This is a genomic window from Burkholderia sp. M6-3 (genome assembly GCF_050858985.1).
Lineage (GTDB): Bacteria > Pseudomonadota > Gammaproteobacteria > Burkholderiales > Burkholderiaceae > Paraburkholderia > Paraburkholderia caledonica.
On the sequence record NZ_CP110090.1, the window covers coordinates 85,974 to 110,768 of the forward strand.

The 24,795-nt window shown below is 62.3% G+C and carries 25 protein-coding genes; 8 read left to right on the plus strand and 17 right to left on the minus strand.

The features are described from left to right. Positions 1-223: 223 nt before the first annotated feature. From slmA to argB, 3 genes are all read right to left on the minus strand, one after another. Positions 224-904 carry a nucleoid occlusion protein SlmA gene (gene slmA, locus OH764_RS00345; RefSeq protein WP_498847618.1) on the minus strand — a complete coding sequence of 227 codons (681 nt, stop codon included), beginning with the start codon at positions 902-904 and terminating at the stop codon, positions 224-226. Beyond that, positions 871-1,674 (minus strand): HAD family hydrolase, encoded by an 804-nt coding sequence (locus OH764_RS00350; protein WP_498847619.1) that lies wholly within the window; start codon positions 1,672-1,674, stop codon positions 871-873. Before OH764_RS00350 ends, slmA begins: the two co-directional genes overlap by 34 nt. 127 nt (positions 1,675-1,801) lie before the next feature. Then, complete coding sequence (argB, locus tag OH764_RS00355) at positions 1,802-2,701, minus strand: acetylglutamate kinase (protein ID WP_013337747.1); 900 nt, start codon at positions 2,699-2,701, stop codon at positions 1,802-1,804. A 261-nt stretch (positions 2,702-2,962) separates the two neighbouring features. Here argB and OH764_RS00360 point away from each other — a divergent pair, with 261 nt between their 5' ends. Further along, positions 2,963-3,187 (plus strand): cysteine-rich CWC family protein, encoded by a 225-nt coding sequence (locus OH764_RS00360; protein WP_214878178.1) that lies wholly within the window; start codon positions 2,963-2,965, stop codon positions 3,185-3,187. 69 nt (positions 3,188-3,256) lie between these two features. Here OH764_RS00360 and OH764_RS00365 read toward each other — a convergent pair whose 3' ends face one another. After that, a complete protein-coding gene (locus tag OH764_RS00365) occupies positions 3,257-4,879 on the minus strand; it encodes a tetratricopeptide repeat protein (protein WP_498847620.1) in 1,623 nt (540 codons plus the stop codon). 109 nt (positions 4,880-4,988) lie between these two features. Between OH764_RS00365 and OH764_RS00370 the strand changes: the two genes are divergently transcribed. Further along, positions 4,989-6,299, plus strand: a complete 1,311-nt coding sequence (locus OH764_RS00370; protein WP_498847621.1) for an ActS/PrrB/RegB family redox-sensitive histidine kinase — start codon at positions 4,989-4,991, stop codon at positions 6,297-6,299. After that, a complete protein-coding gene (locus OH764_RS00375; RefSeq protein ID WP_007179684.1) occupies positions 6,296-6,838 on the plus strand; it encodes a response regulator transcription factor in 543 nt (180 codons plus the stop codon). Before OH764_RS00370 ends, OH764_RS00375 begins: the two co-directional genes overlap by 4 nt. A gap of 103 nt (positions 6,839-6,941) precedes the next feature. Here OH764_RS00375 and hslU read toward each other — a convergent pair whose 3' ends face one another. The 9 genes from hslU to OH764_RS00420 form a co-directional block, all read right to left on the minus strand. After that, positions 6,942-8,288 carry an ATP-dependent protease ATPase subunit HslU gene (gene hslU / locus OH764_RS00380; RefSeq protein ID WP_498847622.1) on the minus strand — a complete coding sequence of 449 codons (1,347 nt, stop codon included), beginning with the start codon at positions 8,286-8,288 and terminating at the stop codon, positions 6,942-6,944. A gap of 9 nt (positions 8,289-8,297) precedes the next feature. Next, positions 8,298-8,834, minus strand: coding sequence for an ATP-dependent protease subunit HslV (hslV, locus tag OH764_RS00385; protein WP_020067243.1), 537 nt, complete (start codon positions 8,832-8,834; stop codon positions 8,298-8,300). A 319-nt stretch (positions 8,835-9,153) separates the two neighbouring features. Beyond that, on the minus strand, positions 9,154-9,573 hold the full coding sequence (gene dksA / locus OH764_RS00390; protein ID WP_012431412.1) for an RNA polymerase-binding protein DksA: 420 nt from the start codon (positions 9,571-9,573) through the stop codon (positions 9,154-9,156). A gap of 597 nt (positions 9,574-10,170) precedes the next feature. Then, positions 10,171-11,268: a CobW family GTP-binding protein gene (locus OH764_RS00395; protein WP_498847623.1), complete on the minus strand. Its 1,098-nt coding sequence runs from the start codon at positions 11,266-11,268 to the stop codon at positions 10,171-10,173. Between the two features lie 180 nt (positions 11,269-11,448). Then, a complete protein-coding gene (locus tag OH764_RS00400) occupies positions 11,449-12,651 on the minus strand; it encodes a class I SAM-dependent rRNA methyltransferase (RefSeq protein ID WP_498847624.1) in 1,203 nt (400 codons plus the stop codon). A gap of 92 nt (positions 12,652-12,743) precedes the next feature. Then, positions 12,744-13,667, minus strand: coding sequence for a tyrosine recombinase XerC (gene xerC, locus OH764_RS00405; protein WP_498847625.1), 924 nt, complete (start codon positions 13,665-13,667; stop codon positions 12,744-12,746). Positions 13,668-13,710: 43 nt separating this feature from the next. Next, on the minus strand, positions 13,711-14,448 hold the full coding sequence (locus OH764_RS00410) for a DUF484 family protein (RefSeq protein ID WP_498847626.1): 738 nt from the start codon (positions 14,446-14,448) through the stop codon (positions 13,711-13,713). A gap of 94 nt (positions 14,449-14,542) precedes the next feature. Beyond that, the gene (gene dapF, locus OH764_RS00415) at positions 14,543-15,406 is read right to left on the minus strand and encodes a diaminopimelate epimerase (RefSeq protein ID WP_410801571.1); all 864 of its coding nucleotides are present in this window, start codon (positions 15,404-15,406) and stop codon (positions 14,543-14,545) included. A 118-nt stretch (positions 15,407-15,524) separates the two neighbouring features. Next, entirely contained in the window at positions 15,525-16,409 is an 885-nt protein-coding gene (locus OH764_RS00420; protein WP_498847627.1) for a lipid A biosynthesis lauroyl acyltransferase, read from the minus strand. Positions 16,410-16,682: 273 nt separating this feature from the next. Here OH764_RS00420 and metK point away from each other — a divergent pair, with 273 nt between their 5' ends. Continuing rightward, the gene (metK, locus tag OH764_RS00425; RefSeq protein ID WP_020067236.1) at positions 16,683-17,873 is read left to right on the plus strand and encodes a methionine adenosyltransferase; all 1,191 of its coding nucleotides are present in this window, start codon (positions 16,683-16,685) and stop codon (positions 17,871-17,873) included. A 215-nt stretch (positions 17,874-18,088) separates the two neighbouring features. On the opposite strand, the gene OH764_RS00430 is transcribed toward metK, so the two are convergent. Continuing rightward, a complete protein-coding gene (locus OH764_RS00430) occupies positions 18,089-18,460 on the minus strand; it encodes a hypothetical protein (RefSeq protein ID WP_498847628.1) in 372 nt (123 codons plus the stop codon). Between the two features lie 479 nt (positions 18,461-18,939). Here OH764_RS00430 and OH764_RS00435 point away from each other — a divergent pair, with 479 nt between their 5' ends. Then, complete coding sequence (locus OH764_RS00435; protein WP_498847629.1) at positions 18,940-19,701, plus strand: phytanoyl-CoA dioxygenase family protein; 762 nt, start codon at positions 18,940-18,942, stop codon at positions 19,699-19,701. A gap of 56 nt (positions 19,702-19,757) precedes the next feature. Here the strand turns inward: OH764_RS00435 and OH764_RS00440 are convergent, their stop codons facing one another. Continuing rightward, a complete protein-coding gene (locus tag OH764_RS00440) occupies positions 19,758-19,964 on the minus strand; it encodes a DUF3185 family protein (RefSeq protein ID WP_027776789.1) in 207 nt (68 codons plus the stop codon). Between the two features lie 211 nt (positions 19,965-20,175). On the opposite strand from OH764_RS00440, the gene mgrA reads away from it, so the two are divergent. Further along, positions 20,176-21,219, plus strand: a complete 1,044-nt coding sequence (mgrA, locus tag OH764_RS00445; protein ID WP_498847630.1) for an aldo-keto reductase family protein — start codon at positions 20,176-20,178, stop codon at positions 21,217-21,219. Positions 21,220-21,280: 61 nt separating this feature from the next. Here the strand turns inward: mgrA and OH764_RS00450 are convergent, their stop codons facing one another. Both OH764_RS00450 and OH764_RS00455 read right to left on the minus strand, forming a co-directional pair. After that, positions 21,281-21,466 (minus strand): hypothetical protein, encoded by a 186-nt coding sequence (locus tag OH764_RS00450; protein ID WP_020067230.1) that lies wholly within the window; start codon positions 21,464-21,466, stop codon positions 21,281-21,283. Positions 21,467-21,774: 308 nt separating this feature from the next. Then, complete coding sequence (locus OH764_RS00455) at positions 21,775-23,016, minus strand: MFS transporter (protein WP_498848846.1); 1,242 nt, start codon at positions 23,014-23,016, stop codon at positions 21,775-21,777. Between the two features lie 408 nt (positions 23,017-23,424). Here OH764_RS00455 and OH764_RS00460 point away from each other — a divergent pair, with 408 nt between their 5' ends. Continuing rightward, positions 23,425-23,637 (plus strand): hypothetical protein, encoded by a 213-nt coding sequence (locus tag OH764_RS00460; RefSeq protein ID WP_006050502.1) that lies wholly within the window; start codon positions 23,425-23,427, stop codon positions 23,635-23,637. A 99-nt stretch (positions 23,638-23,736) separates the two neighbouring features. Beyond that, on the plus strand, positions 23,737-24,762 hold the full coding sequence (locus tag OH764_RS00465; protein WP_310065928.1) for a serine/threonine protein kinase: 1,026 nt from the start codon (positions 23,737-23,739) through the stop codon (positions 24,760-24,762). The last annotated feature ends 33 nt before the right edge of the window (positions 24,763-24,795 follow it).

The window sequence follows — 24,795 nt, forward strand, 5'->3', positions numbered from 1 at the left end:
AAATCTTCCACTGGTTCGCGCGCCCGCAATCGAGTCAGCAAATCGGCGCGTACTAGGCTTTCACAACAGGAATTCACACACGTATTAGACGTGTTCTGAAGCGCGGCATTAGAAGCTGGGAAGCGATTTCCGGAGACAATCAGGGCCGCGATCAGGCGCAAAGTATAGCGGAAAAACTCGCGCGGCAGCGTCTGACGCCCCGTGGCGCGCCTTCTTCGGCGGACTACTGAAGGATCACTCGTAATTGGGAATCCGCGTCGGCGGCCGGCATGCGCACGAAGCCGCTGCGAACGAAACGATGCCAGCGGCCGATGATATAGCTGAGCAGCAGGCTTGCCCTCACGGCCGGATCGTAGTCGGCCGGAACGGGCACCGGCGAAGGTGCGTCCTGAGCGGCTGCATCGGCGTTCGTTGCGGCTAAGCGCAGACATTGCTTCAACGAAGCTTCCACACGCTCCAGCATCTGATTGACGCGCACGGTCAGCCGCTCATGTTCGCCGACCAGCGCCTCACATGTCAGTACCCGGGTCATGCCAGGATTTTTCGCGGAGAAATTCAGCAGCACCAATGCGATTGCGCGTGCCTGCAGCACACCGCTTTCTTCTCTGTCGACGATCTGATTGATCAATCCGAAGATGGTCTGCTCGATGAACTCGATTAGCCCTTCGAACATTTGCGCCTTGCTGGCAAAGTGCCGATAAAGCGCGGCTTCGGACACGCCGAGCCGTGCCGCAAGCGCAGCCGTGGTGATTTTTTCGCTCTTCGGCGCCTCAAGCATGGAGGCGAGCGTCTGGAGAATATGCACGCGGCGCTCGCCCGGCTTCAGGCGCTGCCCGCGCGGTGCAGCGGGCGCGGCGGGATCGTGTTCGGCTAGGGCTTCGTCAGGCTTGTCGATCGGCTGCATGGCTGTCGTCCCGTCTGCTGGCGCTTCACTCGAACCGAGCGGGTGCTCAGTCGTAGCGATTTTAACGAACGAATGCTGCGATCGACATAGTGCGGCCGGCCTGTACCCGGCAGCCGGGTGGGCACGCCGTCCGCATGAGGCTTACGCGGCAGATGGCCGGTAATCCACACGGTGCGGATGCCGAGGCGCCGGTAATTCTTCAGGTGCGAACGCGTGTCTTCGACGAGGATCACGTCTTTCAGCGACACATGAGCGTCGCGCATCGCCTTGCGCAACATCGCGTGGTCGGGTTTTGCGCGCCAGCGGCGCCGGTCGCGCATATGCTCGATGGCGATCACCTGCTCGAACAGGCGCTCGATACGAAGTTGCGCCAACACGGCCCGCGCGTACGCTTCGGGCGCATTGGTCAGCACGATCTTGCGGCCGGGCAGCGCCGCAACGAGACGCGCGACGCCGCGCTCGTGACGGACCATAGAGCCGAGATCGGGGAACGTGTGCACGACCTTCAGGAAGTCGTTTGCGTCGAGTGGATGATGGCGCGTCAGACCCAGCAACGCAGCGCCGTAGCGCTCGGTGTAGCCGGTGCGCAGACGGTTGGCTTCGTCGAGCTCCACCTGGAGCGCGTCGATGATGTACTGCGTCATCGCCTGATTGATTGCAGGGAAGATGGCGTGCGACGCATGGTGCAGCGTATTGTCGAGATCGAACAGCCAGACCGGACGGCCGCCTGCGATGTGCGGACGGCGGCGTCGGGAAGTTGGAGTGCGCATGGTCAGGAGGGCCGTTCAGGCCGGAGCAGTTGCTGCGCGCGGCGGCCGTACGTTGCCGGATTGTTGCCGCAGTGCACATAAGGCGCGCCGGTTTGGCGTGCCTTATGTGCTGGGCGGGGGACAGCAATCAATGCGAGCGGATCATTGTGCCGAACGGCTGCTCGGTGAGAATTTCCAGCAGCACCGAATGCTCGATACGCCCGTCGATAATATGCACCGAGCGCACGCCGCTCTTGGCCGCGTCCAGCGCCGACGAGATTTTCGGCAGCATGCCGCCGGAAATCGTGCCGTCGGCAAACAGGCCGTCGATTTCGCGCGCTGACAGGTCGGTGAGCAGATTGCCTTCCTTGTCCATCACGCCGGGGATGTTCGTCATCATCACGAGCTTTTCGGCGTTCAGCACGACCGCCAGTTTGCCCGCGACGAGGTCGGCGTTGATGTTGTACGACAGGCCGTCTTCGCCGAAACCAATTGGCGAGATCACCGGAATGAATGCGTCGTCCTGCAGCGCCTTTACAACCGCGGGGTTGATGGCTTCGACTTCGCCCACCTGGCCTATGTCGACGTACTGACCGGGATTGTCACGGTCGGGCATCAGCATCTTGCGCGCGTGGATCAGGCCGCCGTCCTTGCCGGTCAGACCGACCGCGTGTCCGCCGAAGTGGTTGATCAGCGTAACGATGTCCTGCTGCACTTCGCCGCCGAGCACCCATTCGACGACTTCCATCGTCTCTTCGTCGGTGACGCGCATGCCTTGAATGAACGTGCCCTGCTTGCCGACTTTCTTCAGCGCCTGGTCGATTTGCGGACCGCCGCCGTGCACGATGACCGGATTGATGCCGACCAGCTTCAGCAAAATGACGTCGCGCGCGAACCCCTGCTTCAGCCGCTCCTCCGTCATGGCGTTGCCGCCGTATTTGATGACCACGGTCTTACCGTGATACTGGCGAATGTAAGGCAGCGCCTCGGCCAGGATTTCAGCCTTCAGGGTGGGCGCAATCTGCGAAAGGTCGGGAAGCTCGGACATGGCGGCAGGCTCGGGCACGGAACAGTTAAAACACGGCGAATTGTACAGGACTGGCGCGCTGCAACAGGGTTTTCGACACGCGCGCTCGCGGCACGCAGCCGGTGTTTGCGTCCGGCGGAAGCGGTGTTTGCAGCGCCAGCCGACGACCGAGCGTACCGCGCCTCGCTCACGCCTGTGAACTAGCCGAATGGACGACTCACGGCGGGACGCTGGCCGTGGCATTATTGACTCGTCGATGCTTCGCGAGGCCATCTGCCTGCCATGAAACCATCTGCTTCCCGCCCGCAAGGCAGCGCGCGTTGCCCGCGCTGCGGTAACGCGTTCGACTGCGCGATGCATGCAGAGCCTTTCGACTGCTGGTGCCGCGAAATGCCCGCATTGCCGCGCGACCGGCTGGATCCGGCCGGCCGTTGCCTCTGCCCTGAATGTCTCGTCGCGGAGATCGCGAAAGCGGCCCAAGCCGAGCCTGGCGCCAATCTGCCGTGACGCTGCCGTGACAGCTGCCGCGACCGTCGCCGGGCTGCTGGCGAAGCCGCGGCTGGCTTCAGCGGCCCGTCAGGCCGCGCGGTGCCGGGCAGCGAGTGCTTCGAGGTCGCGGGCCACCGCCTCAAGCGCCGGGTCCCAGTTGCCGAAGTTTTCCTGCCGGTACAGCGTCGCGCCGGGATACCACGGACTGTCGCGGCGACCGGTCAGCCAGACCCAGTGCGGATTGACGTCGAGCAGCACCCATGTGCGCTGTCCGAGCGCGCCGCTCAGATGCGCAGCCGACGTGCAAACGCTGATAACAAGATCGAGCCCGCCGACAAAGGCGGCTGTGTCGTCGAAGGTCGAAAATTCGGCGGTGTAATCGGTAAGCGGCAGGCCTGCGGCGTTTGCCGCGTCGACCTCGGCAACTGCGCCGGGTTGCAGCGAATAGAACGATACGTTCTGAATGCCGCCAAAGTGCTTCGCATAGCGTTCCCGGCCTACCCGGCGGAAAGGATTGCGCTGATGACCATGGCTGCCGGTCCATGTGAGTCCTACCTTTAGCCTCGACTCGCCGGCAAGCCGTTGCTGCCAGCGCTGCACAGCCGCGGGGTCCGCATACAGGTAAGGCGTGGTGGTGGGAATGGTCGCCTCGCGCGTGCCGAAGATCAACGGCAGGCTCATCAATGGAATCTCGAAGTCGAAAGGCGGCAGCCATTCGACGCCGCCGCCCGCCGAGTAGTGGTCGACATGCCCGCCGAGACTGCGGGCGAGCAAGGCGCCCATTTGCGGAAACGAATTCCATGCGAGGCGGCCGCCTTCGCGATGCACACGCTCGCCCAGCATCGGAATGTAGCGGCTGAACTGCAACACATCGCCCATGCCTTGCTCGCCCCACACTAACAGCGTTTTGCCGGCGAGCGACTCGCCGCGCCAGGTGGGCGCGGGCAAGGCAGGACGATTGCCGCGCAGTTCGGACGAACCGCTCCAGCGCGCTTCATGCGACTGCCAGCCGTTCGCATAGTCGCCGCTCATGAGCTGCAGCATCGCGAGGTTCAAACGCATGCTCGCGTCAGTGGGCGCGAGCGCGCAAGCGGTTTGCGAGGCTTGTGCCGCCTCGGCCCAGCGTTGCGCTTCACGTAGTGCCAGCGCATAGTTGTTGTGGGCGAGCGGACTAAGCGGTGCGCACTGGACGGCTCGCGCGCCTGCGTCAAGCGCGCGAGGTACGTCCATGTTGTTGCGATAAGCGTTCGACAGGTTGGTCCAGCTGTTGCCGTCGTCAGGTTGATCCTGGAGCGTATCTTCGAGCAGCTGAATCTGTTCGCTCAGCTCGCCGTGCTTGACCGCAAGTGCGCCGGCGAGATTGCAGCGGAGCGACGGCAATGAGGGGTTCAGTGCGAGCGCGCGGCGATATGGAGCGATGGCTTCGTGGTGACGGTTCGCCATTTGCAACGCATAGCCGAGACGAAAATGCGCGTCGGCGTTGTTTGCTTCGAGTTGCGCAATAATGGCGGCCAGTTCGATCGCATCGCCGTGGCGTTGCTGCTCGATCAAAGCGTGGATGAGCGAGGCGAGCGGCGCGTTGCCGAGAGAGTGGAGTTGTGCCGCGGCGTCGAGCCATTGCGTTTCGGATTCCGCAGCGCCGTTTCGCCGGGCTGCGGCGGCTTGCCGCATGAAGTTAAGGAAAGCTGACGACATGTCAGAGGTGACCATGGATAATTGGCTGCCGAACGACCGGCTCCGCGCGCTAACAAGGAAACCTATGGTATCGCCGTGCAGCGGCGAGATGATTCGGAAGCGTCCGAACGGGTAAACTGAAGTCATGCATCGTATAACCAACACGGGTCGGGTCAATCTGGGCCATTTGTTCTGGCTGCGCAGCCTCGCGATCATCGGTCAGTTGCTGACCATCGCGTTCGTGCAGATCTTTATCGGCGTGCATTTGCCGTTGCCGGCCATGCTGCTGGTCATCTCGCTCGAGGTGCTCTTCAACGGACTCACGTGGTGGCGCGTCGCGCAGCAGCGCCCCGAGTCGAACATGGAGCTGTTCGGTCAGATCTGGGTCGATCTCGGCGCGTTGTCCGCGTTGCTGTTTCTATCCGGCGGCACGACGAATCCGTTTGTATCGCTGTACCTGCCGTCGCTCGCCATTGCCGCAGCCGTTCTGCCGTGGCAACTGATGGCCTGGCTCGCCGCATTCGCCGTGGCCTGTTACGCGGTGCTCGGCTTCGACTCGGTGCCGTTGAATCTCGACAACCCCGCGAACCTGTTCGACTACTATCGCGCCGGCATGTGGGTCAACTTCATGGTGAGCGTCGGGCTGATTGCATGGTTCGTCGCGCGCATGTCGCGAGCCCTGCGGCTACGTGACGCAGCGCTCGGAGAAGCGCAGCAGCGCTTGCTTCACGACGAACGCGCGGTCGCGCTTGGCGTGCAGGCCGCTACCGTTGCTCACGAAATCGGCACGCCTCTGTCTACAATTGCGATGCTGTCCGAAGAACTGCGCGACGCGGCGCGAACCGATAAAGGGCTCGCGCCGTACAAGGCCGATCTCGAGTTGCTCGAACAACAAATGGGTCTGTGCACGTCGGCGCTTGCCAGGTTGCGCAGCCGCGCAACGACCGCGACGAACCGTCAGCCTGTCGACGAATGGCTCGAGTCGTTTGCCGAGCAGTGGCGCTTGCGTCATCCGCATGTGAAGTTCGAGCGGATCGGCACGCCGCCTGCCGATGTCGGTCTCGACGACACGGTTGCCGTCAGCCAGATTCTGACGATTTTGCTCGACAACGCCGCGCGTGCGAGCCGCGATCACGTCACGTTGTCATGCGCATTGACCGCGCGCGGCGATCAGGTCGAGTTCGAAGTATGCGACGCCGGCCCCGGCATTCCAGCCGCGCTGCGCGGCTCCCTCGGCGCGGTGCCGGTCGAGAGCACGCAAGGCGGCCACGGCGTCGGCTTGTATCTGGCTTTTTCGGCGGCGGCGCGCCTCAAAGGCTCGATCGAATTGACCGACGTCAGTTCGATCAAGCCGCGTGGCACGCGCGCGGTTTTGCGGTTGCCGCTCACCGAGCGAAAAATATCCGGCACGGGCCGTCAAGGCGCCGCACCATCCAACACGGAGAAACAGGCATGAGCGAAATGAATTTTCTGGTGATCGACGACGACGAGGTGTTCTCCGGCATCCTCGCTCGTGGCCTGACGCGTCGCGGGTACACCGTGAGCGAAGCGCACAACGCGGACGAAGCGATCAAGCTGGCAAACCAGCAAAAATTCAGTCAGATCACGGTAGACCTGCACCTTGGCAACGACTCCGGCCTCACGCTCGTCGCACCGCTACGTGATTTGCAGCCCGACGCTCGCATGCTGGTGCTGACCGGCTATGCAAGCATCGCCACCGCGGTGCAAGCGGTGAAAGACGGTGCGGACAACTATCTGGCAAAGCCTGCCAACGTCGAAACTATTCTGTCTGCGCTGCAAAGCGAGGCCAGCGCGTTGCAGGCGGAAGAGGCGATCGAGCATCCGACGCCATTGTCTGTCGCGCGGCTCGAGTGGGAGCATATTCAACGCGTGCTCGCCGAGCATGGCGGCAATATCTCGGCCACCGCGCGCGCTTTGAACATGCATCGGCGGACGTTGCAGCGCAAACTCGCGAAGCGGCCAGTCAAGCAGTAAGCGCGGAGCTATTGCTGACATTGTGCAAAAGAAAACGGGCTGCCTTTTTACAGGCAGCCCGTTTTTGCGTTCGTTCAACGCTTGATGTGACTACGTCCCCACGTCACAGCACGTAACGCGACAGGTCTTCGTCTTCGGCGACTTCGTTCAGCGCGCGATCCACATAGGCCGCGTCGATCTGCACCGTGTGGCCGGAGTGATTGCCGGCGGAAAACGACACTTCTTCGAGCAGCTTTTCGATAACCGTATATAGACGGCGCGCGCCGATATTCTCGGTCTTTTCGTTCACCGAATAAGCGATTTCGGCGAGGCGGCGAATGCCGTCGTCGGCGAATTCAAGATGCACGTCTTCTGTGGCGAGCAGTGCCTGGTATTGCTTGACGAGGCTCGCGTCCGTCGACACCAAAATCGACTCGAAGTCCTTCACGGACAACGAATCCAGTTCCACGCGGATCGGAAAGCGCCCTTGCAGTTCGGGAATCAGATCGCTCGGCTTTGCCAGATGGAATGCGCCGCTCGCGATGAACAGAATGTGATCCGTCTTCACCATGCCGTACTTGGTGTTGATGGTGGTGCCTTCCACGAGCGGCAGCAAGTCGCGCTGCACGCCTTGACGGGACACTTCGCCGCCGCCAGCCTCATTGCGCGACGCGATCTTGTCGATTTCGTCGAGAAACACAATGCCGTTCTGCTCGACGTTCTGAACCGCCTTGGTTTTCACCTCTTCGTCGTTCAGCATCTTGCCGGCTTCTTCGTCGGTGAGAACCTTCAGCGCTTCCTTCACTTTCATCTTGCGGCGCATTTTTTTGCCGCCGCCGATGTTGGCAAACATCGAACGGATCTGCTCGGTCATGTCTTCCATTCCCGGCGGCCCCATGATGTCCATGCCGACTTGCGGCTGTTCGACGTCGAGTTCAATCTCCTTGTCGTCGAGCAGTCCTTCGCGCAGACGCTTGCGGAACGTCTGACGAGTGGTGCCGCCTTCGTCGGCGGTGTCAATGGCGCTCGAACTGGAGCCGAAGCCAACCGGACGCGCGCTCGGCAGAAGGATGTCGAGAATGCGGTCTTCGGCCTGGTCTTCAGCCTTGGTTCGCACCTTGCGCATTTCCGATTCGCGAGTCTGCTTGACCGATATCTCGATCAGATCGCGCACGATGCTGTCGACGTCGCGGCCCACGTAGCCCACTTCGGTGAATTTGGTGGCTTCGATCTTGATGAACGGCGCGTCCGCGAGCTTGGCCAGCCGCCGCGCAATCTCGGTCTTGCCGACGCCGGTCGGTCCGATCATCAGAATGTTTTTCGGCGTGATTTCCTGACGCAGCGGGTCTTCTACCTGCTGACGGCGCCACCGGTTGCGCAGCGCTACGGCCACCGCTTTTTTCGCGCGGCCTTGGCCGATGATATGTTTGTCGAGTTCCGAGACGATCTCGGCAGGGGTCATGGTGCTCATCGTGGGTCCTTACTCGATCGTCTCGATGACGCGGTTATGGTTCGTGTAGATGCACATGTCGCCGGCTATCTCCAGCGACTTTTCCACGATCTCGCGAGGCGACAACTCGGTGTTGTCGGCGAGGGCTTTCGCGGCGGCTTGCGCATATGCGCCGCCCGAACCGATCGCGCAAATGCCGCCTTCGGGATCTAGCACGTCGCCGTTACCGGTGATAACGAGCGTGGTGGTCGCGTCCGCCGTAATCAGCATGGCTTCGAGACGACGCAACATGCGGTCGGTGCGCCAGTCTTTTGCGAGCTCCACTGCGGCTCGCGTGAGGTTGCCCTGATGCTTTTCGAGCTTCGCTTCGAAGCGGTCGAGCAGCGAAAATGCGTCGGCCGTGCCGCCTGCGAAGCCGACCAGCACCTTGCCGTTATAAATGCGCCGGACCTTCTTCGCACCGCCCTTCATGACGATGTTGCCGAGCGTCACCTGGCCGTCGCCGCCAAGCGCGACCTTGTCGCCGCGGCGCACGGAGACGATCGTCGTGCCGTGAAATTGCTCCATATGCGTTCCTCTTTGCAAAGCGGGTAGGACACGGCGGCGAGATGCGCCACCGCATGAATCCTGGAAGCGGACGGCGCGCGACGCCTGTAGTGCTGGCGGTCGGCGCGCTCGTACAGCGCATGTCCGGTTTATTTTAGGGCTTGCGCTGTCATATCAAGAGCCGGCAAACGGCATAAGACAAAAAACGTGACTTCGCAGGATGACGTGCACGCGTGATGTGCGAGATTCGCGCGCAAAAGAAAAAAGGCGCACGGATCACCGTGCGCCTCTCGACGAAGCAGCGTTTGTTGGCGCAGCGCCGAAGCCGCGCCGCCGGCGTTCAGTCGCCGAAGAGCTTCTGGCGCAGTTCGCGGCGCTCCTGCGCCTCGAGCGACAGGGTAGCCGTGGGCCGCGCGAGCAGACGCGGAATGCCGATCGGCTCACCGGTTTCTTCGCACCAGCCGTAGTCGCCAGAGTCGATGCGCGCGATCGACTGCTGCACCTTCTTCAGCAGCTTGCGCTCGCGGTCGCGCGTGCGCAGTTCGAGAGCGTGCTCTTCCTCGATCGTTGCGCGGTCGGCCGGGTCCGGCACGATCACGGTCTCGCGCAAGTTCTCGGTCGTCTGGCCGGCATTGCGGAGAATGTCCGCCTGCAGCTGTTCGAGCTTGTTCTTGAAGAAAGCGAGCTGATCCTCATTCATGTAATCCTTGTCGCTCATCTTCAGGATTTCGGCTTCGGTCAAGAGTCGTTTCGTCGTCATCTGGCTTACTTCTTCAATGTGAGGCAAAACTCTGCATAGTGCCCGCACTTTCGTATTGCCCGCAAGGCGCCTGGGACGCGGAGCGCAGGGCGGACACGGACGATGGGCTGTCGTGACGCCGGAGCGTCTCTCGCCCAACTCGGGCGTCGTAACGCCAATGCGGGGCCGAACTCCTCTGGAAACCGATTCTCAAATGCTCCTGAGGTATTGCTCCCGGGCACCAGCCTTGTCAGGCTGCGGCGGCGGGCACTGTCGGCGTGTTCCCCGGATTAGATTTTCCGGCGCCGCTTCAGGCCCGGCGCGCACTATTCACTGACCGCGCACTGACCGGGCAAATCGTTCTCATTCTCCAGTGGGCACGTATTGTAACTGAATCACAATCCGGCACCGCAACTGGTGGAAATCCCTCTGCGGCGCACCGGTATCCCGAAAATATAACGCGCGAACGGTCAAAAAGCGATGGTCGTGCACGCATTAATACAGCAGGGTTTTCACGCTCTTTTCACACGTGTGCGCCAGCGCACATTTCACGGCGGCGATTGCGCCGCCGCGTCATGCTTTTTCTGCTGACTATTGCCTGAATGTCGACAACGTCGTTCAGGCAAGACAAGCGTCCAAACCGTCTGTAATCAGGTCTTGCGGCAATTCGATACCGATAAACACCATCTTGTTGGTCTTCTTCTCGACCGGTTGCCATTTCGCCGCGAGATCGCTGCCCATCATCTGATGCACGCCCTGGAAGACCACTTTGCGATCGACGCCCTTCATGTACAGCACGCCCTTATAGCGCAGCAGCCGTTCGCCGTAAATCTGCAGAATGCCGCCGAGGAAGTCTTCCAGCTTGTTCGGATCGAACGGACGGTCGTTGCGGTACACGAACGACTTGATTTTGTCGTCGTGATGCGCGTGAGGGTGGTGCGCGTGATCATGGCCTTCGTGATCGCAATGGCCATGGTCGTGATCGCAGTTCGCATGATCGTCACCATGAGCGTGCGTGTTGCCGTGCTCGTCGTGCGCGTGCGCATGGCTATGCGCGTGTTCGTCTTCAACGAGGAAGTCCGGATCGATCTCGAGCTTCGAATTCAGGTTGAAACCGCGCAGGTCGAAGATCTCCTTGATGTCCGCTTCGCCGAAATTGACGACCTTGATCGCCGCCTTCGGATTCATGTGCAACAGACGGTGGCGCAGATCATCCAGGTGCTGCTCGTCGACGAGATCGGCCTTGGTGATGAACAGGCGGTCGGCGAAACCGACCTGGCGTTGCACGACTTCATGCTCGTCCAGCTGATGGTTCGCGTGCTTCGCGTCGACCAGCGTGATGATCGCGTCGAGCAGGAATTCGCTGGCGATCTGATCGTCCATGAAGAAAGTCTGCGCAACGGGGCCGGGATTTGCGAGGCCGGTCGTTTCGATGACCACGCGGTCGAAATCCAGCTTGCCCGACTGCTTTTGCGCGGCCAGGTCGCTGAGCACCCGTGACAGGTCACCGCGGATCGTGCAGCAGATGCAGCCGTTGCTCATCTGAATGATCTGCTCGCTCGTGTCCTGCACGAGAATTTCGTTGTCGATGTTTTCTTCGCCGAACTCGTTCTCGATCACGGCGATCTTCATGCCGTGCTTTTCATTCAGGATGCGCTTGAGCAGGGTGGTTTTGCCGCTGCCGAGAAAGCCGGTCAGGATGGTGACTGGGATCATGTTGTTCGCCTATATGGTCGTAAAACGATGCGTATACACAAGCGGGCGCGGCAGCCTCGCGGCGCGCGGCCCGTCTAGCCGGTTATTGAAACATATCTGTCAAGCCGACGCTGGCAGGCGGAATTGAGAAGCCGCCGCCGCGCACGCCCCAGCGCGAAATAACCTTGAATCTATAGGCGATCAGGCGATTTGCAACAGCAGGCCTTTCAGGTATTCACCTTCCGGGAATGCTGTGAGCAACGGATGATCCACCCCGGCGCCCAGGCGCTTGAGGATGCGCGCGTCGACGCGTGCATCGGCGGCGGCGCTCGAAACGATCTTCTGGAACAACTCGGAATCGATCGCGCCGGAGCACGAGTAGGTGAACAGCAGGCCGCCCGGGCGCAGCAGTTTGAGGCCGGTCAGGTTGATGTCCTTGTAAGCGCGCGACGCGCGGTCCACGTGTTCACGCGAAGGCGCGAATTTCGGCGGATCGAGCACGATCAGGTCGAAGCGCTCGCCTTCGTCGTAGAGGCGGCGCAGCGTTTTGAACGCGTCGGCGTCGAGCCAGGTCGCGCGTTCGGCGTCGAAACCGTTCGCCGCCACGTTCTGCTGGGCGAGCGCCAACGCTTCGCCGGAGGAATCGATCGAGACCACGCGCTCCGCGCCGCCTTTCAGCGCCGCCAGCGAAAAACCGCCGGTGTAGCAGAAGCAGTTCAAGACGTCGCGATCCTGCGCGAGCTGCTGCACGAGCAGGCGATTGTCGCGCTGATCGACGTAAAAGCCGGTTTTATGGCCATTGCGCACGTCGACGTGATAGCGCACGCCGTTCTCGCTCGCGATCAGCGCCTCCGAGGGCGGCTCGCCCGCCAGCACGCCGGTGGTCTGTTCGAGCCCTTCCTTCTGACGAATCGACACGTCCGAACGCTCGTAGACGTTCGGACAGCCGGTCGCGTCGACCAGTGCCGCAACGATCGCCTCCTTCCACGCTTCCACGCCCGCCGCCATGAACTGGCACACGAGCTGGCTGCGCTGGCCCTCGTCTTCGGCGACGTAGTGATCGACGATCAGTCCCGGCAGGCCGTCCGCTTCGCCGAAAATGAGCCGCACTGCGCCGGTGTCGTGAACCATGGTTCGACGGTGCGCCAGCGCGCGCTGCACGCGGCGCTTGAAAAACGCATGGTCGATCGGCTCGCTTTCGTCAAAGCTCCACACGCGGGCGCGGATCTGCGAGTGCGGGCTGTACGCGGCGCGCGCGAGAAACCGGCCGTCGTGCGCGCGAACCAGCACGGTCGCGCCGGGCGCGGGATTGCCGTCGATCCGGTCGATCGCGTTTGCATAGACCCACGGGTGGCGACGCAGCAGCGATTTTTCTTTCGACGGTTTGAGCGTAACGATATTCATCAGGATGTCAGCGAGAGCAAAGGGCCGCGCGGCTTGCTGCGCACGCGCGACGAATAAAGCGAAGGCGGAGACCGAAAAGCCGCAAAGCGGCGTCAGTCGCGTTTTTTGGCGCGCGGATGCGCCTGATCGTAGACGTGCGCGAGATGCTGAAAATCGAGCCCGGTGTAGACCTGCGTCGCCGTAATGCTCGCGTGCCCGAGCAATTCCTGCACGGCGCGCAGGTCGCCGCTCGACTGCAGCACGTGCGTGGCAAACGAATGCCGCAGTACGTGCGGATGCACATTGGCGGGAATGCCGGCCACGAGGGCCGCGCGCTTTACGCGCTCGCGCACCACATTCGGCGACAACCGGTTGCCGCGCGCCGACAGAAAAAGCGGATGCGGGTCGTGCTTTACCATCTGATCGCGCACTGCCAGCCACGCGTTGAGCGCGTCGAGCGCCTTGCTGCCGACCGGCACGATGCGGCGCCGGTTGCCCTTGCCGAGCACTTCGACTTCGGCGGAATCGAGCTTGAGCCAGCCCGCCGAGCGATAACCGTCGGCGTCGGCGAAACGTGCGTCCAGACCGACGAGTTCCGCGAGACGCAGCCCCGACGAATAGAACAGCTCAAGCATGGCGTGATCGCGCAACCCTTCTGCCGATGCGGCGGGCGGGCTTTCCATCAGGCGGTTGGCGTCGTCGACGGACAGTGCCTTGGGCAGCGTCTTGGCCTGCTTCGGCGCGCGCACGGTGGCGACCGGGTTGGCAGGCAGATCGACGCGGCCAGCGAGCCAGCGGTAAAACGCGCGCCATGCGGACAGGCGGTGACTGATCGAGCGCGCCGTCAGGCCGCCGGCATGCGCGCGCGAAACAGCACCGCGAATGTCGACGGCGGTAAGGCTTTGGAGCGGCCGGCCCTTGGCCAGCAGCCGGAGTTCTTCGAGTTCATGCGTGTAGCCGCGCAAGGTATGCGCCGACAGCCGCCGCTCATGTTCGAGATTCGACAGATAGGCGGCGATGGGATCGGCTTCGGTCACGGTTGGCTTTTTAACCGGCGGTTGACGCGTGGCGCTCGCTGAATCAGCGCGGAAGCAGACGGCTGAGCGCCGCGCTCGCGAGCCCGCCGATCTGCGTGAGGAAGTCGGTCGCCATGCCTTCGTGGAAGCGCCGCGCGTCCGCTGAGCCCATTACCAGCAGGCCGAAAGCCGACGCTTCGTCCTTCCCCTCCGGATCGCGCAACGCGAGAAGTGCAATCGACTCCGTCACATGCGCCGACTCGGGCGCTGCGCCGCCCGACGTGTTTTCGTCGGACGCGGCCTGTGCGCCCGGTGCGCCGGCCGCGGGCACCAGCCATTGCGCCGCCTCGAAACCCGTGTTCGCGCCGCAGTAGGGCGTGGTCAGGCTGTTCGCAAAAATGCGTACTTCCTCGCCGACGTGGCGCGCGAAGTCCGCTTGGGCGTACGGTTCGGCGACGTCCCAAACGCGCAGCGCGGCCTGCGGCACGTCGAAGATGTCTCGCAAGCCGTTGGCGATCGTGCGCGGCAGCGCGTACGAGTCGCGCTCGGACATGACGCGGATCGTCCAGCGATTGAAGCGCGAGGCGATGCTGTCGTTTTCGTGGCCGTAGCGCAGCAGTTCGGCAAGCCGGCGCTCGAGATGTTTGTTCTTGTCGCGCAACATTTCCATTTGCCGCTCCTGCAGCGACACCGCGGCTTTGCCGTGCGGGTTCGCGAGGCGAATGGTCGCGAGGATTTCCGCGTGTTCGGTGAAGAATTCGGGGTTGGCGAGCAGGTATTCGGCGACTTCGCGATCGTTCATGGTTTCGGCTGTAGGACTACGGGACGACGCCTTCATGCGACGCGTCGATCAAAAGAGTTTGTGCACCAGTCATGCGCGATGGAACTGGAGGCGTTCAATCGGCCAGTTCGATCTCGCCCTGAAAAACGGTTGTGGCGGGGCCCGCCATCAGCAAAGGTTCGTTTTGCTGCTTGCTGTCCCATGAGATGGTGAGCTTGCCGCCATGCGTATGCACGAGCACCGGCGCGTCGAGCAATCCGCGGCGAATGCCCGCTGCGACTGCCGCGCAGGCGCCCGTGCCGCACGCCAGCGTTTCACCGGCACCGCGCTCATACACGCGCAGTTTGATTTCACTGCGACCGACGATCTGCATGAAGCCCGCGTTGACCCGCTGCGGAAAGCGCGCGTGCCGCTCGATCACCGGACCTTCGACGAGCACAGGGAACTGCTCTACGTCGTCGACCACTTGCACGGCGTGCGGATTGCCCATCGACACGACCGAAATCCAGCGTGTGGTGCCGTTGACGTCGAGCGGCCATAGCGTGTCCGCTCCTTCCTGGCGCCCTTCGAGACCTTTGGTAGCGAAAGGCACGCGTTCCGGGTCGAACACCGGCGTGCCCATATCGACCAGCACTTCGCCGTTTTCCTGCATGGTCAGCGTGATCGTGCCGTTCTGCACCTGCACGCGCACGCTGCGCTGATCGGTGAGGCCGCTGTCGCGGACGAACTTCACGAAGCAGCGGGCGCCGTTGCCGCAATGTTCGACTTCGCCGCCGTCGCAATTGAAGATGCGATATCTGAAGTCGACGCCTTCCACCGTCGGCTTCTCGACCAGCAGAAGCTGGTCGGCGCCCACGCCAAAATGCCGGTCCGCAAGTGCGCGCACCTGCGCCGGCGTCAGGTTGACCGGTTGGGTGTAGCCGTCGAGCACGACAAAGTCGTTGCCCGCGCCGTGCATTTTGGTGAATTTCAGTTTCATCACGCTATTGTAAGTGACGCGCCCATAAGTAAGCCAAACCGGTGAGCCAAGCTGGTGAGCCAAGTCGGTGAGCCGAACGGGGCGCTGCTTCCAACCTCACCAGCCGGGCAGGCCGACTTCAATACACGCTCGGCACGCCGGGCGGCCGCGTCTTAAAACGCTTGTGGACCCAGTAGTACTGCTCGGGCATCAACGGAATCTGTTCTTCGAGGAAAGCGTTCATGCGTCGCGCATCCGCTTCGTCGTCGCCGGTCGGATAGTTGTCCCACGGCTTGAACACCTTCAGGCGATAACCCTTGTAGTTAGGCAGCACTTCGCCGATGAACGGCACGACTTGCGCATGACCGACTTTCGAAAGACGTCCGACGGCGGTCAGCGTGCAGGTCGGCACGCCGAAAAACGGCACGAAAGTTGAATTGCGCGCGCCGTAGTCCATGTCGGCGCCGAGCATGACCGGCTTGCGTTCGCGCAACCAGCGCAGCACGATGCGCGCGCTGTCGGCGCGGCTTGCCATGTCCGCGCCGAAACGCGCGCGGGCCGCCTTGGCGACTTTTTCCAGCTCCGGATTCGACATCGGCTGATAAAGCGAGCCGCAACGGCGCTTGAGCGAGTAATTGAGAAAGATCGAGCCCGCCTCGATGCCCACGAAGTGAAAGCCGAGAAAAAGCGTGGGCGGCAGATTGGGGTCGGTCAAATCGATCGCGCTGTCGAGCTGGATCAGCTTCTCGAGTTTTTTGGCGGAGCCGAACCACTGCACGCTGCGTTCGAGGTAACTGCGGATCGCGTGACGGAAATGCTTCTGCGCGACTTCTTCACGCCGCTCGTCGCTCCATTGTGGGAAGCAGAGGCTCAGGTTGATATGGACGATGCGCTTGCGCCGGCTGGGAATCTGATACAGCAGCCAGCCGAGTCCGTCGCCGAGGCGGGCGATGAGACCATACGGCAGCAGCGCGAAAAGTTTGAGCAGGCCGATCGCGAGCCGGGCTCCAAGGCGGCTCAGCATGTGGCCTCCATGGAGGCGTTTTGCGGGACGGGGTTCAGGAAAGCGGAGAGGTGGACGTAATACCGCACTCGTGGGCACTCTGTGACAATCAATGGAAGTCGCTATAATAAGGGCTTCGCCGAGTTAATAGACAACTTGCGGGGCGAAGCCGGGCGGTGCGATCCACGTGATATGCGCCTGCCGGTAAGGTAATCCGCTAAAGCGTCGCCGCTTCAGACTCCCGAAGCTGGCTACGTGAAACTCAACCGTAACCACAAAACAGGAGTCTGCAACGTGGCAAACGACTATTTCTTCACCTCCGAATCCGTTTCCGAAGGCCATCCCGACAAAGTCGCGGACCAGATCTCCGACGCGATTCTCGACGCCATCCTGACGCAGGACAAATACTCGCGCGTTGCCGCGGAAACGCTGTGTAACACCGGTCTCGTGGTGCTCGCGGGCGAAATCACCACGACCGCCAACGTCGACTACATCCAGATCGCGCGCAACACGATCAAGCGCATCGGCTACGACAACACCGACTACGGTATCGACTACCGCGGTTGCGCGGTGCTCGTCGCGTACGACAAGCAGTCGCCGGACATCGCCCAAGGCGTGGACCGTGCGCACGACAACAACCTCGATCAGGGCGCGGGCGACCAGGGCCTGATGTTCGGCTACGCGTGCGAAGAAACGCCTGAATTGATGCCGTTGCCGATCCACCTGTCGCATCGACTGGTCGAGCGCCAGGCGAATCTGCGCCGTGACGGCCGTCTGCCCTGGCTGCGTCCGGACGCGAAGTCGCAAGTCACCGTGCGCTATGTCGACGGCAAGCCGCACTCCATCGACACCGTGGTGCTTTCCACGCAGCATTCGCCGGACATCGACCTCGATACGCTGCGCGAAGCCGTGATCGAAGAAGTCATCAAGCCGACGCTGCCGGCTGAACTCATCAAGGGCGACATCAAGTTCCTCGTGAACCCGACCGGCCGTTTCGTGATCGGCGGTCCGCAAGGCGACTGCGGTTTGACGGGGCGCAAGATCATCGTCGATACGTACGGCGGCGCGGCGCCCCACGGCGGCGGCGCGTTCTCGGGCAAGGATCCGTCGAAGGTCGACCGCTCGGCTGCTTATGCGGGCCGTTATGTCGCGAAGAACATCGTGGCGGCCGGTCTCGCATCGCGCTGCCTGATTCAGGTGTCGTACGCCATTGGCGTCGCGCAGCCGACTTCGGTCATGGTCAACACGTTCGGCACGGGCCGCGTTTCGGATTCAACGATCACGCGCCTCGTGCAGGAGCATTTCGATCTGCGTCCGAAGGGCATCATCCAGATGCTCGACCTGCTGCGCCCGATCTACGAGAAGAGCGCGGCTTACGGCCACTTCGGCCGCGAAGAGCCGGAATTCACGTGGGAAGCCACCGACAAGGCTCTGGCACTCGCGGAAGCTGCCGGTACCGAACCGGTCGCTGCGCTGGCCGATTAACGCTAGCTGCACGCGTCTTTAGTGTGAAAAACCCCGCCGGCTTGCGCCGCGCGGGGTTTTTTATTGGCCGTGGATTGTTCGGCGCTTCGGCGCGGACAAAGCGCGATGCGTCGGCATCGCGCGTGGCCCGAGCGCTGGTGTGCTTTAAACCGTCCGAAGCCGCCGCATCATTGCGGCTAGCGACGCGTGCTGCTCAGCGGCTCGTTAGCGGCTCGTCAGCGGCTCGCAAACGCGAACGCAAACCAGCCCGTGCTGCCGTTCGTCGACATCCGACGGGGACGGCGGCTCGCGCTTTGCGCCGGCACGGCGACGGGCGCGCGCTGAGTCGCGCTCAGGCGCACTGGTGTCGGTTTGCGCAGGAGCGTGCGCAGTGAAAAGCGGCGCGAACCGCCGCGTGTGCGCAGCGCCGAGAAGAAAGTATTGAACCAGGTGCGAATGCCGTCGACCGCTCGGGCGTCGCGCCATTGTTCGCCTAAAGCGCGTGTGCGCGTGGCGTGGTGACGCAGAGCGCGCACCACATGGCGACGCGCGGGCCGGGCCGCTTTAAGTGCGGCTCGCGTAAAACGGGTGCTCAGAAGAGTATGCATGGCTTTACAGGTAGGCAACGTGTCGCGCGGTCAAATGTGCGCCAATAGCAGCACCAAGCATGCCAATGGCGGCATCGCGATCGACTGCGCGGGAGCCCGGGATTCGATGGAAAACTGCGCGGCGGACAGCCGGGCGGGCCTTGATGGCCGGTGCAGCGCGCAAACAGGCGGGAATAGCGATCAACATGCATGCAGGCTACACGTGATTCGTGACGTCTGAAAGTCGGTTTTTACCCTGCGGATGCGGGTTTTCACGGGGTGCATGAAGGCTTTGAGACGGACATCGCTCGCACCCTTCGCGGACGATTAGCGTGCGCGGCTGCCCGAGAAATGTGCGGCGCCATCGCGAGCCGCATGCAAACAGTGCGCAAATGGCCGGGTTGCATCAAGTCGTCGCAACGTGCGACGTCAAACACCGGGCGATATGATCGCGCCCGTTTTACAATCGAACATCGGTTTGTCGACGGTCACGGAACACCATGTCATTTCATTCGAAGAAAGAGCAGATTCAAGCATTGCGGGAGCAGGGCTTCGTCGTCGTGCCTGGCCTCGTGCCGGTCGAGCGGTGCGAGGAGATGAAGCAGGTCGCGCAACGTCAGCTGAACGAAGCCGCGGCACCGGTCGAGTTCGAAGCGGATCTGCAATACCCCGGAGCGCCGTCATCCCGGCATGCGCCCGGCGGCCAAACCGTGCGGCGATTGCTCGACGCGTATGCCCGCGATCGCAGTTTCGCCGAATGGGCGACTGCGCCGGAAATCCGCGGCTGGATGGAACTGTATTTCGGTGAGGAGCCGCACCTGTCGCGCGCCCATCACAATTGCATGATGACGAAGCATCCGGCTTACGGCAGCTTGACCGGCTGGCATCGCGATGTGCGCTACTGGTCGTTCGAGCGCGACGATCTGGTTTCGGTATGGCTCGCGCTAGGCAACGAAACCGTCGACAACGGCGCGCTATGGTTCGTGCCTGGATCGCACACAGCTGCATTCACAGGAGAACGCTTCGACGAGGCGAAGTTCTTCCGCTCCGATCTCGAGGAAAACCAGGCGTGGATTCGCACCGCCGTGTCGCCGGAACTGAAAGCCGGGGACGTGGTGTTCTTTCATTGCAATACGCTGCATTCGGCGGGCAAGAACATCAGCGATCAGGTGAAGTTCTCGCTCGTGTACACGTACCACGGCGCGAGCAATGTGCCCTTGCCGGGCACCCGGTCAGCGGCGAAGCCTGAAATCGCCTTCTGACTTTTTGGCGCTTTCTGTCGGGTTTTGTCGCCACCCTGGCCTGCGCCGCTTCGCGCCTAGCGCTTGCGGCCAGACAGGGCGATGCCAGTTATTCCCGCAAGCGTCGCCACCACGCCGCCTACGATCAGCATGATCGCCTTGTTCGACGGCGAGCCCGTAAAGACGCGGGACACGTCGCTGCTGACCGAATTGAACGCTTGTCCGCCGAAATACAGCAACAGAATGCCACCGACAATCAACGCGATTGAGATCGCCTTCGTCATTTAACGCTCCATAAGCTCGAACGGCGAAAGTGTAGGGGACGTGCAAGCAGTCGTCCATCCTGCATAGTGGGCGTCTGCACGCATCCCGTCGATTGGCTACCATAGTGGTCTGACCGCATATAAAAACAAACCCACAGCAGCACGCCTCCCGCAACATGCGATTGCCCATGCCCGCAGATTCCGGGCGACATCACCATCAAGGACACCAGCAATGGCTTACGAAGCAGCTTCAGAACGCTATTCGGACATGCAATACCGCGTGTGCGGCAAATCAGGCCTCAAACTTCCCGCACTGTCGCTCGGCTTGTGGCACAACTTCGGCGATACGACGCCGCTCTCGACTCAACGCGAAATTCTGCGTGCCGCGTTTGACGTTGGCATCACGCACTTCGATCTCGCGAACAACTACGGGCCGCCGTATGGCAGCGCCGAAACGAACTTCGGCCGCCACTTCAAGGACGACTTCAAACCGTATCGCGACGAACTGCTGATTTCGTCGAAGGCCGGTTGGGACATGTGGCCCGGTCCGTATGGACAAGGCGGCGGTTCGCGCAAATATGTGCTCGCGAGTCTCGACCAAAGTCTGAAGCGTATGGGCCTCGAGTACGTCGACATTTTCTATTCGCATCGCTTCGACGCGCACACGCCGCTCGAGGAAACCGCCGGCGCCCTGGCGAGCGCGGTGCAGCAGGGCAAGGCGCTTTACATCGGCATTTCGTCGTACTCGGCGAGCAAAACGCTCGAAATGGCGAAGCTGCTCGCCGAATACAAAGTGCCGTTGCTGATTCATCAGCCCGCGTACAACATGCTCAATCGCTGGATCGAACAGGATCTGCTCGACACGCTCGAACAGGTCGGCGCGGGCACCATTGCGTTCACGCCGCTCGCACAGGGCCTGCTCACCGGCAAGTATCTGAATGGCGTGCCGCAAGACGCGCGCGTCAACAAGCCGGGCGGCGGTTCGCTGAAAGAGGAGCATTTGAGCGCGCAGAACATCGAGCATGTACGCAAGCTGAACGATATTGCTCAGCGTCGCGGACAAAGCCTCGCGCAAATGGCGCTTGCGTGGGCGTTGCGCGATCCGCGCGTGACCTCGGTGCTGATCGGCGCGAGCCGCGCGGAACAGGTGCGCGAGAACGTCGGCGCGCTGAAGAACCTCGCGTTCTCGAAAGAGGAACTCGCGGAGATCGACCGCTACGCGACGGAGGGCGGCGTCAACTTGTGGGAAAAGCCGTCGACGGATCAGGCGGTCTGATTACAGCGGCGCTGCCGCCGCGCAAATGAAAAAAGAAAGCCGCCGATCAGGCGGCTTTTTGCTATACGAGCGCGGGTAAGCCTTCGACCAGCACGACTGCGAACATTACGCCGAGCAGGGCGCCCAGCACGCGCAGCGCGTTGTGCCGCAATTCCGTTTTGCAAGGAAGCGCGCCTACGAATAATGCCCCGGCGAGCGCCATCGGAATGACCAGAATGAAATCGCCGATCGTGAAATAGGTCGTCATACTCGTCTCCTTTTGTATTGGCGGCGTAGTGAGCGGAACTCGTTCAGAGTCGCACGCTGCAACGCTCGATTTGAGTATAGGTGACGGCTGAGACGGCGTAGGCGCGTCCGGTACATCCAGAAGCTTTATTCGCAATCCGTAGAACCCAGTTGCCGCAAGGCTTGGCGCGGTTGCCGCGACGCAGCAAAGCTGGCCAGAAAGTGTGAAGCGTTTGCTTACGCGCTGCTTACTTTTTATGGATTTCCAATGCAGTGTGAATCACCGGGCGAACTGCGCGATGGAGGCAGTCGCGGATTCGCCGGTCACGCTCAGGCCTGGTCGAGCCGGCGTAACCTCAGCGTCGCCAGCACGCCGATCACGAGCAGTGCGAAGACCAGTCCAGCAACGCCGTTCCATCCATAACCGGCCCACATGTGCCCGCCGTACGAGCCGACCAGGCTCGAGCCGATGTAGTACGCGAGCAGATACAGCGCGGCCGCCTGGCCTTTCGCCTCTTTGGCGAGTCGCCCGACCCAGCCGCTCGCGACGGCGTGTCCGGCGAAGAAGCCGAAGGTCACGCATGCGATGCCGCCGACAATCGCCGAAAGCGGACTCAACATGGTGAGTGCGAGTCCCAAGGCCATCAACAGCAGGCTTGCCGTCAGCACACGAGCGCGGCCGAATGTGTCGGCCATGCGTCCCGACCACGGCGAGGCGATCACGCCCGTCAGATACACCACGAAGATCGCGCCGATCTCGGTTTGACTCAACCGGTACGGCGGCGCGAGCAGCCGGTAGCCGATGTAGTTGTACAGCGTGACGAAGCTGCCCATCAGCACGAAGCCAAGCAGGAACAACAGGGGCAGACCCGGCCGCCTGAACTGCCTGACGAGCGCGCTGCGATGATGCGTGAAGCCCAGCCCGCGCCGCGGCACGAAATGGCGCGACGGCGGTAGCAGCGAACGAAACGCGAGCATCGACAGAATGCCGAGTACGCCAATCGTGCCGATTGCAACGCGCCATGAAAACAGATCGGCGACGATGCCCGTAATCACGCGCCCCGCCATCCCGCCGATTGCCGTGCCGCCGACGTAGAGGCCCATTGCAAGACCCAAGCCGTCGGGATGCACTTCTTCCGCGAGATAAGCCATCGCGACAGCCGGCACACCGCCGAGCGCGAGACCTTCGAGCGCGCGCAGCACGAGCAACTGGTGCCATTGCGGGGCGATCGACACGCCGATGGTGAGGAGCGCGGAGACGGTGAGCGACATCGTCATCAGCTTGTGACGGCTCCAGCCTTCGGAGACGAAGCCGGCCATAAAGATGGCGACTGCTAGCGCTGCCGTACTCAACGAGACGGTGAGACTGCTTTGCGCGGGCGTCACGTTGAATGCCGCTGAAAACGACGGCAGCAGCGGCTGCACGCAATAGAGCAACGAAAATGTGGCGTAGCCCGCGAACAGCAATGCGATGCTGGCGCGCCAGTAAGCGCGGGTGCCGCGTTCGAGATAGGGCGTGTCGGAGGTATTGGGCACGGCAGAGAGCAAAGAGCAGAGGGCGGAACGAAGCAGATGAACAACCGGCAGCGATGTATCAGGCGCGGCGCGAAGGGGGCCGCCACGCGCAGACGACGCTCGTGCAAAACAGTTAAGGATACGCTGAAAATGGCGCCTGCGTGCGCCGCAACGCACGCGTCGCGCCGACGCCGCACGTTTTTGATATCTCAGCCCGCGAGGGTTTATGATGGTCTCGTCGCGATGCCGCGCGTCTCGACGAATCAAGCGAAACGACGGGTGAAGCGCCCTCAGTTCCCGCTTTCCAAGGCCCCGCAAAACGGGAACAATGACTCGAAGCTCTCACGCGTATTCACGCGCAGCTGTTTGGGTGCGTACGCAACGTTACCGGCGAAGCGGCGCTTTTATCATCACCTTGACCGGCGCGAACTTATAAAGCCGGCTATGGGAGAACGGGGAAACATCATGCAAATCGGTTCCATTGTCCGATCAGTGCATATCGCCGTGCCGCAGGGCGCGCGCGGAATCGTCATGCGCATTCTCGGCGACATGGCCATGGTGGCGTGGTATGCCGGCGAGCCCGGCGCTTCGCCGCAACTGAACACTGAACCCTTTTTCCTCGAAGACCTTATCGACACCGGCGAACTCGTGCGTCCGTCAAGCGCGCAGATGCATTGAAGCGATCACCGTTTGGCGCGTCTGTCGCGTGACGGCAGACGCGTGCCCCCATGTTCACTCGCACTCGTCTTTGACGGCGGCGCGGCGCACAATGCGGGCATGAACGACATTCTCGATACACAGGACGGCGCGGACCGCGCCGTGCCTTTCGCCCGGCTCCAGCCGGAAATCGTGCTTGACGCGCTCGACAGCGTGCTCGCCACAGTCGGCGTGCGTACCGACGGGCGCATGTTGCCGCTCAACAGCTACGAGAACCGCGTGTATCAGGTGGGCGTGGAAGACGGCCCACCCGTCGTTGCGAAGTTCTATCGTCCTGAGCGGTGGAGCGACGCCGCCATTCTCGAAGAACACGCGTTCGTTGCCGAACTGGCCGCGCGGGAGATTCCCGCTGTGCCGGCGCGTGCGTACGAGGGCCGCACGCTTCATACCTTCGATGGTTTCCGTTTCTCGATCTTCGAGCGCCGCGGCGGACGCGCGCCCGATCTGGACCGGCGCGATACGCTTGAATGGCTGGGACGTTTCATCGGCCGCATTCACGCGGTTGGGCAGACGCAAGACTACACGGAGCGTCCCACGCTCGACAGTCAAACGTTCGGCTATGAACCGCGCGACTTCCTGCTCGCGCACCGCTTCATACCCGACGACGTGCGCGCTGCCTGGGAAACTGTCGTCAATCTGGCGCTGGAAGGCGTGGAGCGTGCATTTGAGCGGGCCGGCGAGATCCGCATGCTCCGCATGCACGGCGACTGTCATCCGAGCAACGTGTTGTGGACCGACGCGGGCCCGCATTTCGTCGACTTCGACGACAGCCGCATGGGTCCGGCCGTGCAGGACCTGTGGCTGCTGCTGCCCGGCGAGCGCGCTGAGGCATCGCGCGCGCTGGCGGATCTGCTCTCCGGTTACGAAGACTTCTGTGACTTCGAGCCGCGTGAACTGCATCTGGTCGAAGCGCTGCGTACGTTGCGGCTGATTCACTACCAGGCGTGGCTCGCGCGCCGTTGGGACGATCCGGCGTTTCCGGCAGCGTTTCCTTGGTTCAACACGCAACGTTATTGGGAAGATCGTATCCTCGAAATGCGCGAGCAACTCGGCGCGATGCAGGAAGGGCCGTTGTGGCCGGTGTGAGCTTTTTGCCGCGATTGAGCAAACGCGCCAATT

Coding starts and splice junctions, on each gene's coding strand:
- slmA (WP_498847618.1), bottom strand. CDS start 904: ATGCAGCCGATCGACAAGCCTGACGAAGCCCTAGCCGAACACGATCCC.
- OH764_RS00365 (WP_498847620.1), bottom strand. CDS start 4,879: ATGGTCACCTCTGACATGTCGTCAGCTTTCCTTAACTTCATGCGGCAA.
- dapF (WP_410801571.1), bottom strand. CDS start 15,406: ATGAAACTGAAATTCACCAAAATGCACGGCGCGGGCAACGACTTTGTC.
- hslV (WP_020067243.1), bottom strand. CDS start 8,834: ATGGAGCAATTTCACGGCACGACGATCGTCTCCGTGCGCCGCGGCGAC.
- OH764_RS00465 (WP_310065928.1), top strand. CDS start 23,737: ATGAACGACATTCTCGATACACAGGACGGCGCGGACCGCGCCGTGCCT.
- OH764_RS00435 (WP_498847629.1), top strand. CDS start 18,940: ATGTCATTTCATTCGAAGAAAGAGCAGATTCAAGCATTGCGGGAGCAG.
- OH764_RS00360 (WP_214878178.1), top strand. CDS start 2,963: ATGAAACCATCTGCTTCCCGCCCGCAAGGCAGCGCGCGTTGCCCGCGC.
- OH764_RS00395 (WP_498847623.1), bottom strand. CDS start 11,268: ATGATCCCAGTCACCATCCTGACCGGCTTTCTCGGCAGCGGCAAAACC.
- OH764_RS00450 (WP_020067230.1), bottom strand. CDS start 21,466: ATGACGACCTATTTCACGATCGGCGATTTCATTCTGGTCATTCCGATG.
- OH764_RS00370 (WP_498847621.1), top strand. CDS start 4,989: ATGCATCGTATAACCAACACGGGTCGGGTCAATCTGGGCCATTTGTTC.
- argB (WP_013337747.1), bottom strand. CDS start 2,701: ATGTCCGAGCTTCCCGACCTTTCGCAGATTGCGCCCACCCTGAAGGCT.
- OH764_RS00440 (WP_027776789.1), bottom strand. CDS start 19,964: ATGACGAAGGCGATCTCAATCGCGTTGATTGTCGGTGGCATTCTGTTG.
- hslU (WP_498847622.1), bottom strand. CDS start 8,288: ATGAGCACCATGACCCCTGCCGAGATCGTCTCGGAACTCGACAAACAT.
- dksA (WP_012431412.1), bottom strand. CDS start 9,573: ATGACGACGAAACGACTCTTGACCGAAGCCGAAATCCTGAAGATGAGC.
- OH764_RS00410 (WP_498847626.1), bottom strand. CDS start 14,448: ATGAACGATCGCGAAGTCGCCGAATACCTGCTCGCCAACCCCGAATTC.
- OH764_RS00460 (WP_006050502.1), top strand. CDS start 23,425: ATGCAAATCGGTTCCATTGTCCGATCAGTGCATATCGCCGTGCCGCAG.
- OH764_RS00375 (WP_007179684.1), top strand. CDS start 6,296: ATGAGCGAAATGAATTTTCTGGTGATCGACGACGACGAGGTGTTCTCC.
- mgrA (WP_498847630.1), top strand. CDS start 20,176: ATGGCTTACGAAGCAGCTTCAGAACGCTATTCGGACATGCAATACCGC.
- OH764_RS00430 (WP_498847628.1), bottom strand. CDS start 18,460: ATGCATACTCTTCTGAGCACCCGTTTTACGCGAGCCGCACTTAAAGCG.
- OH764_RS00350 (WP_498847619.1), bottom strand. CDS start 1,674: ATGCGCACTCCAACTTCCCGACGCCGCCGTCCGCACATCGCAGGCGGC.
- OH764_RS00400 (WP_498847624.1), bottom strand. CDS start 12,651: ATGAATATCGTTACGCTCAAACCGTCGAAAGAAAAATCGCTGCTGCGT.
- OH764_RS00420 (WP_498847627.1), bottom strand. CDS start 16,409: ATGCTGAGCCGCCTTGGAGCCCGGCTCGCGATCGGCCTGCTCAAACTT.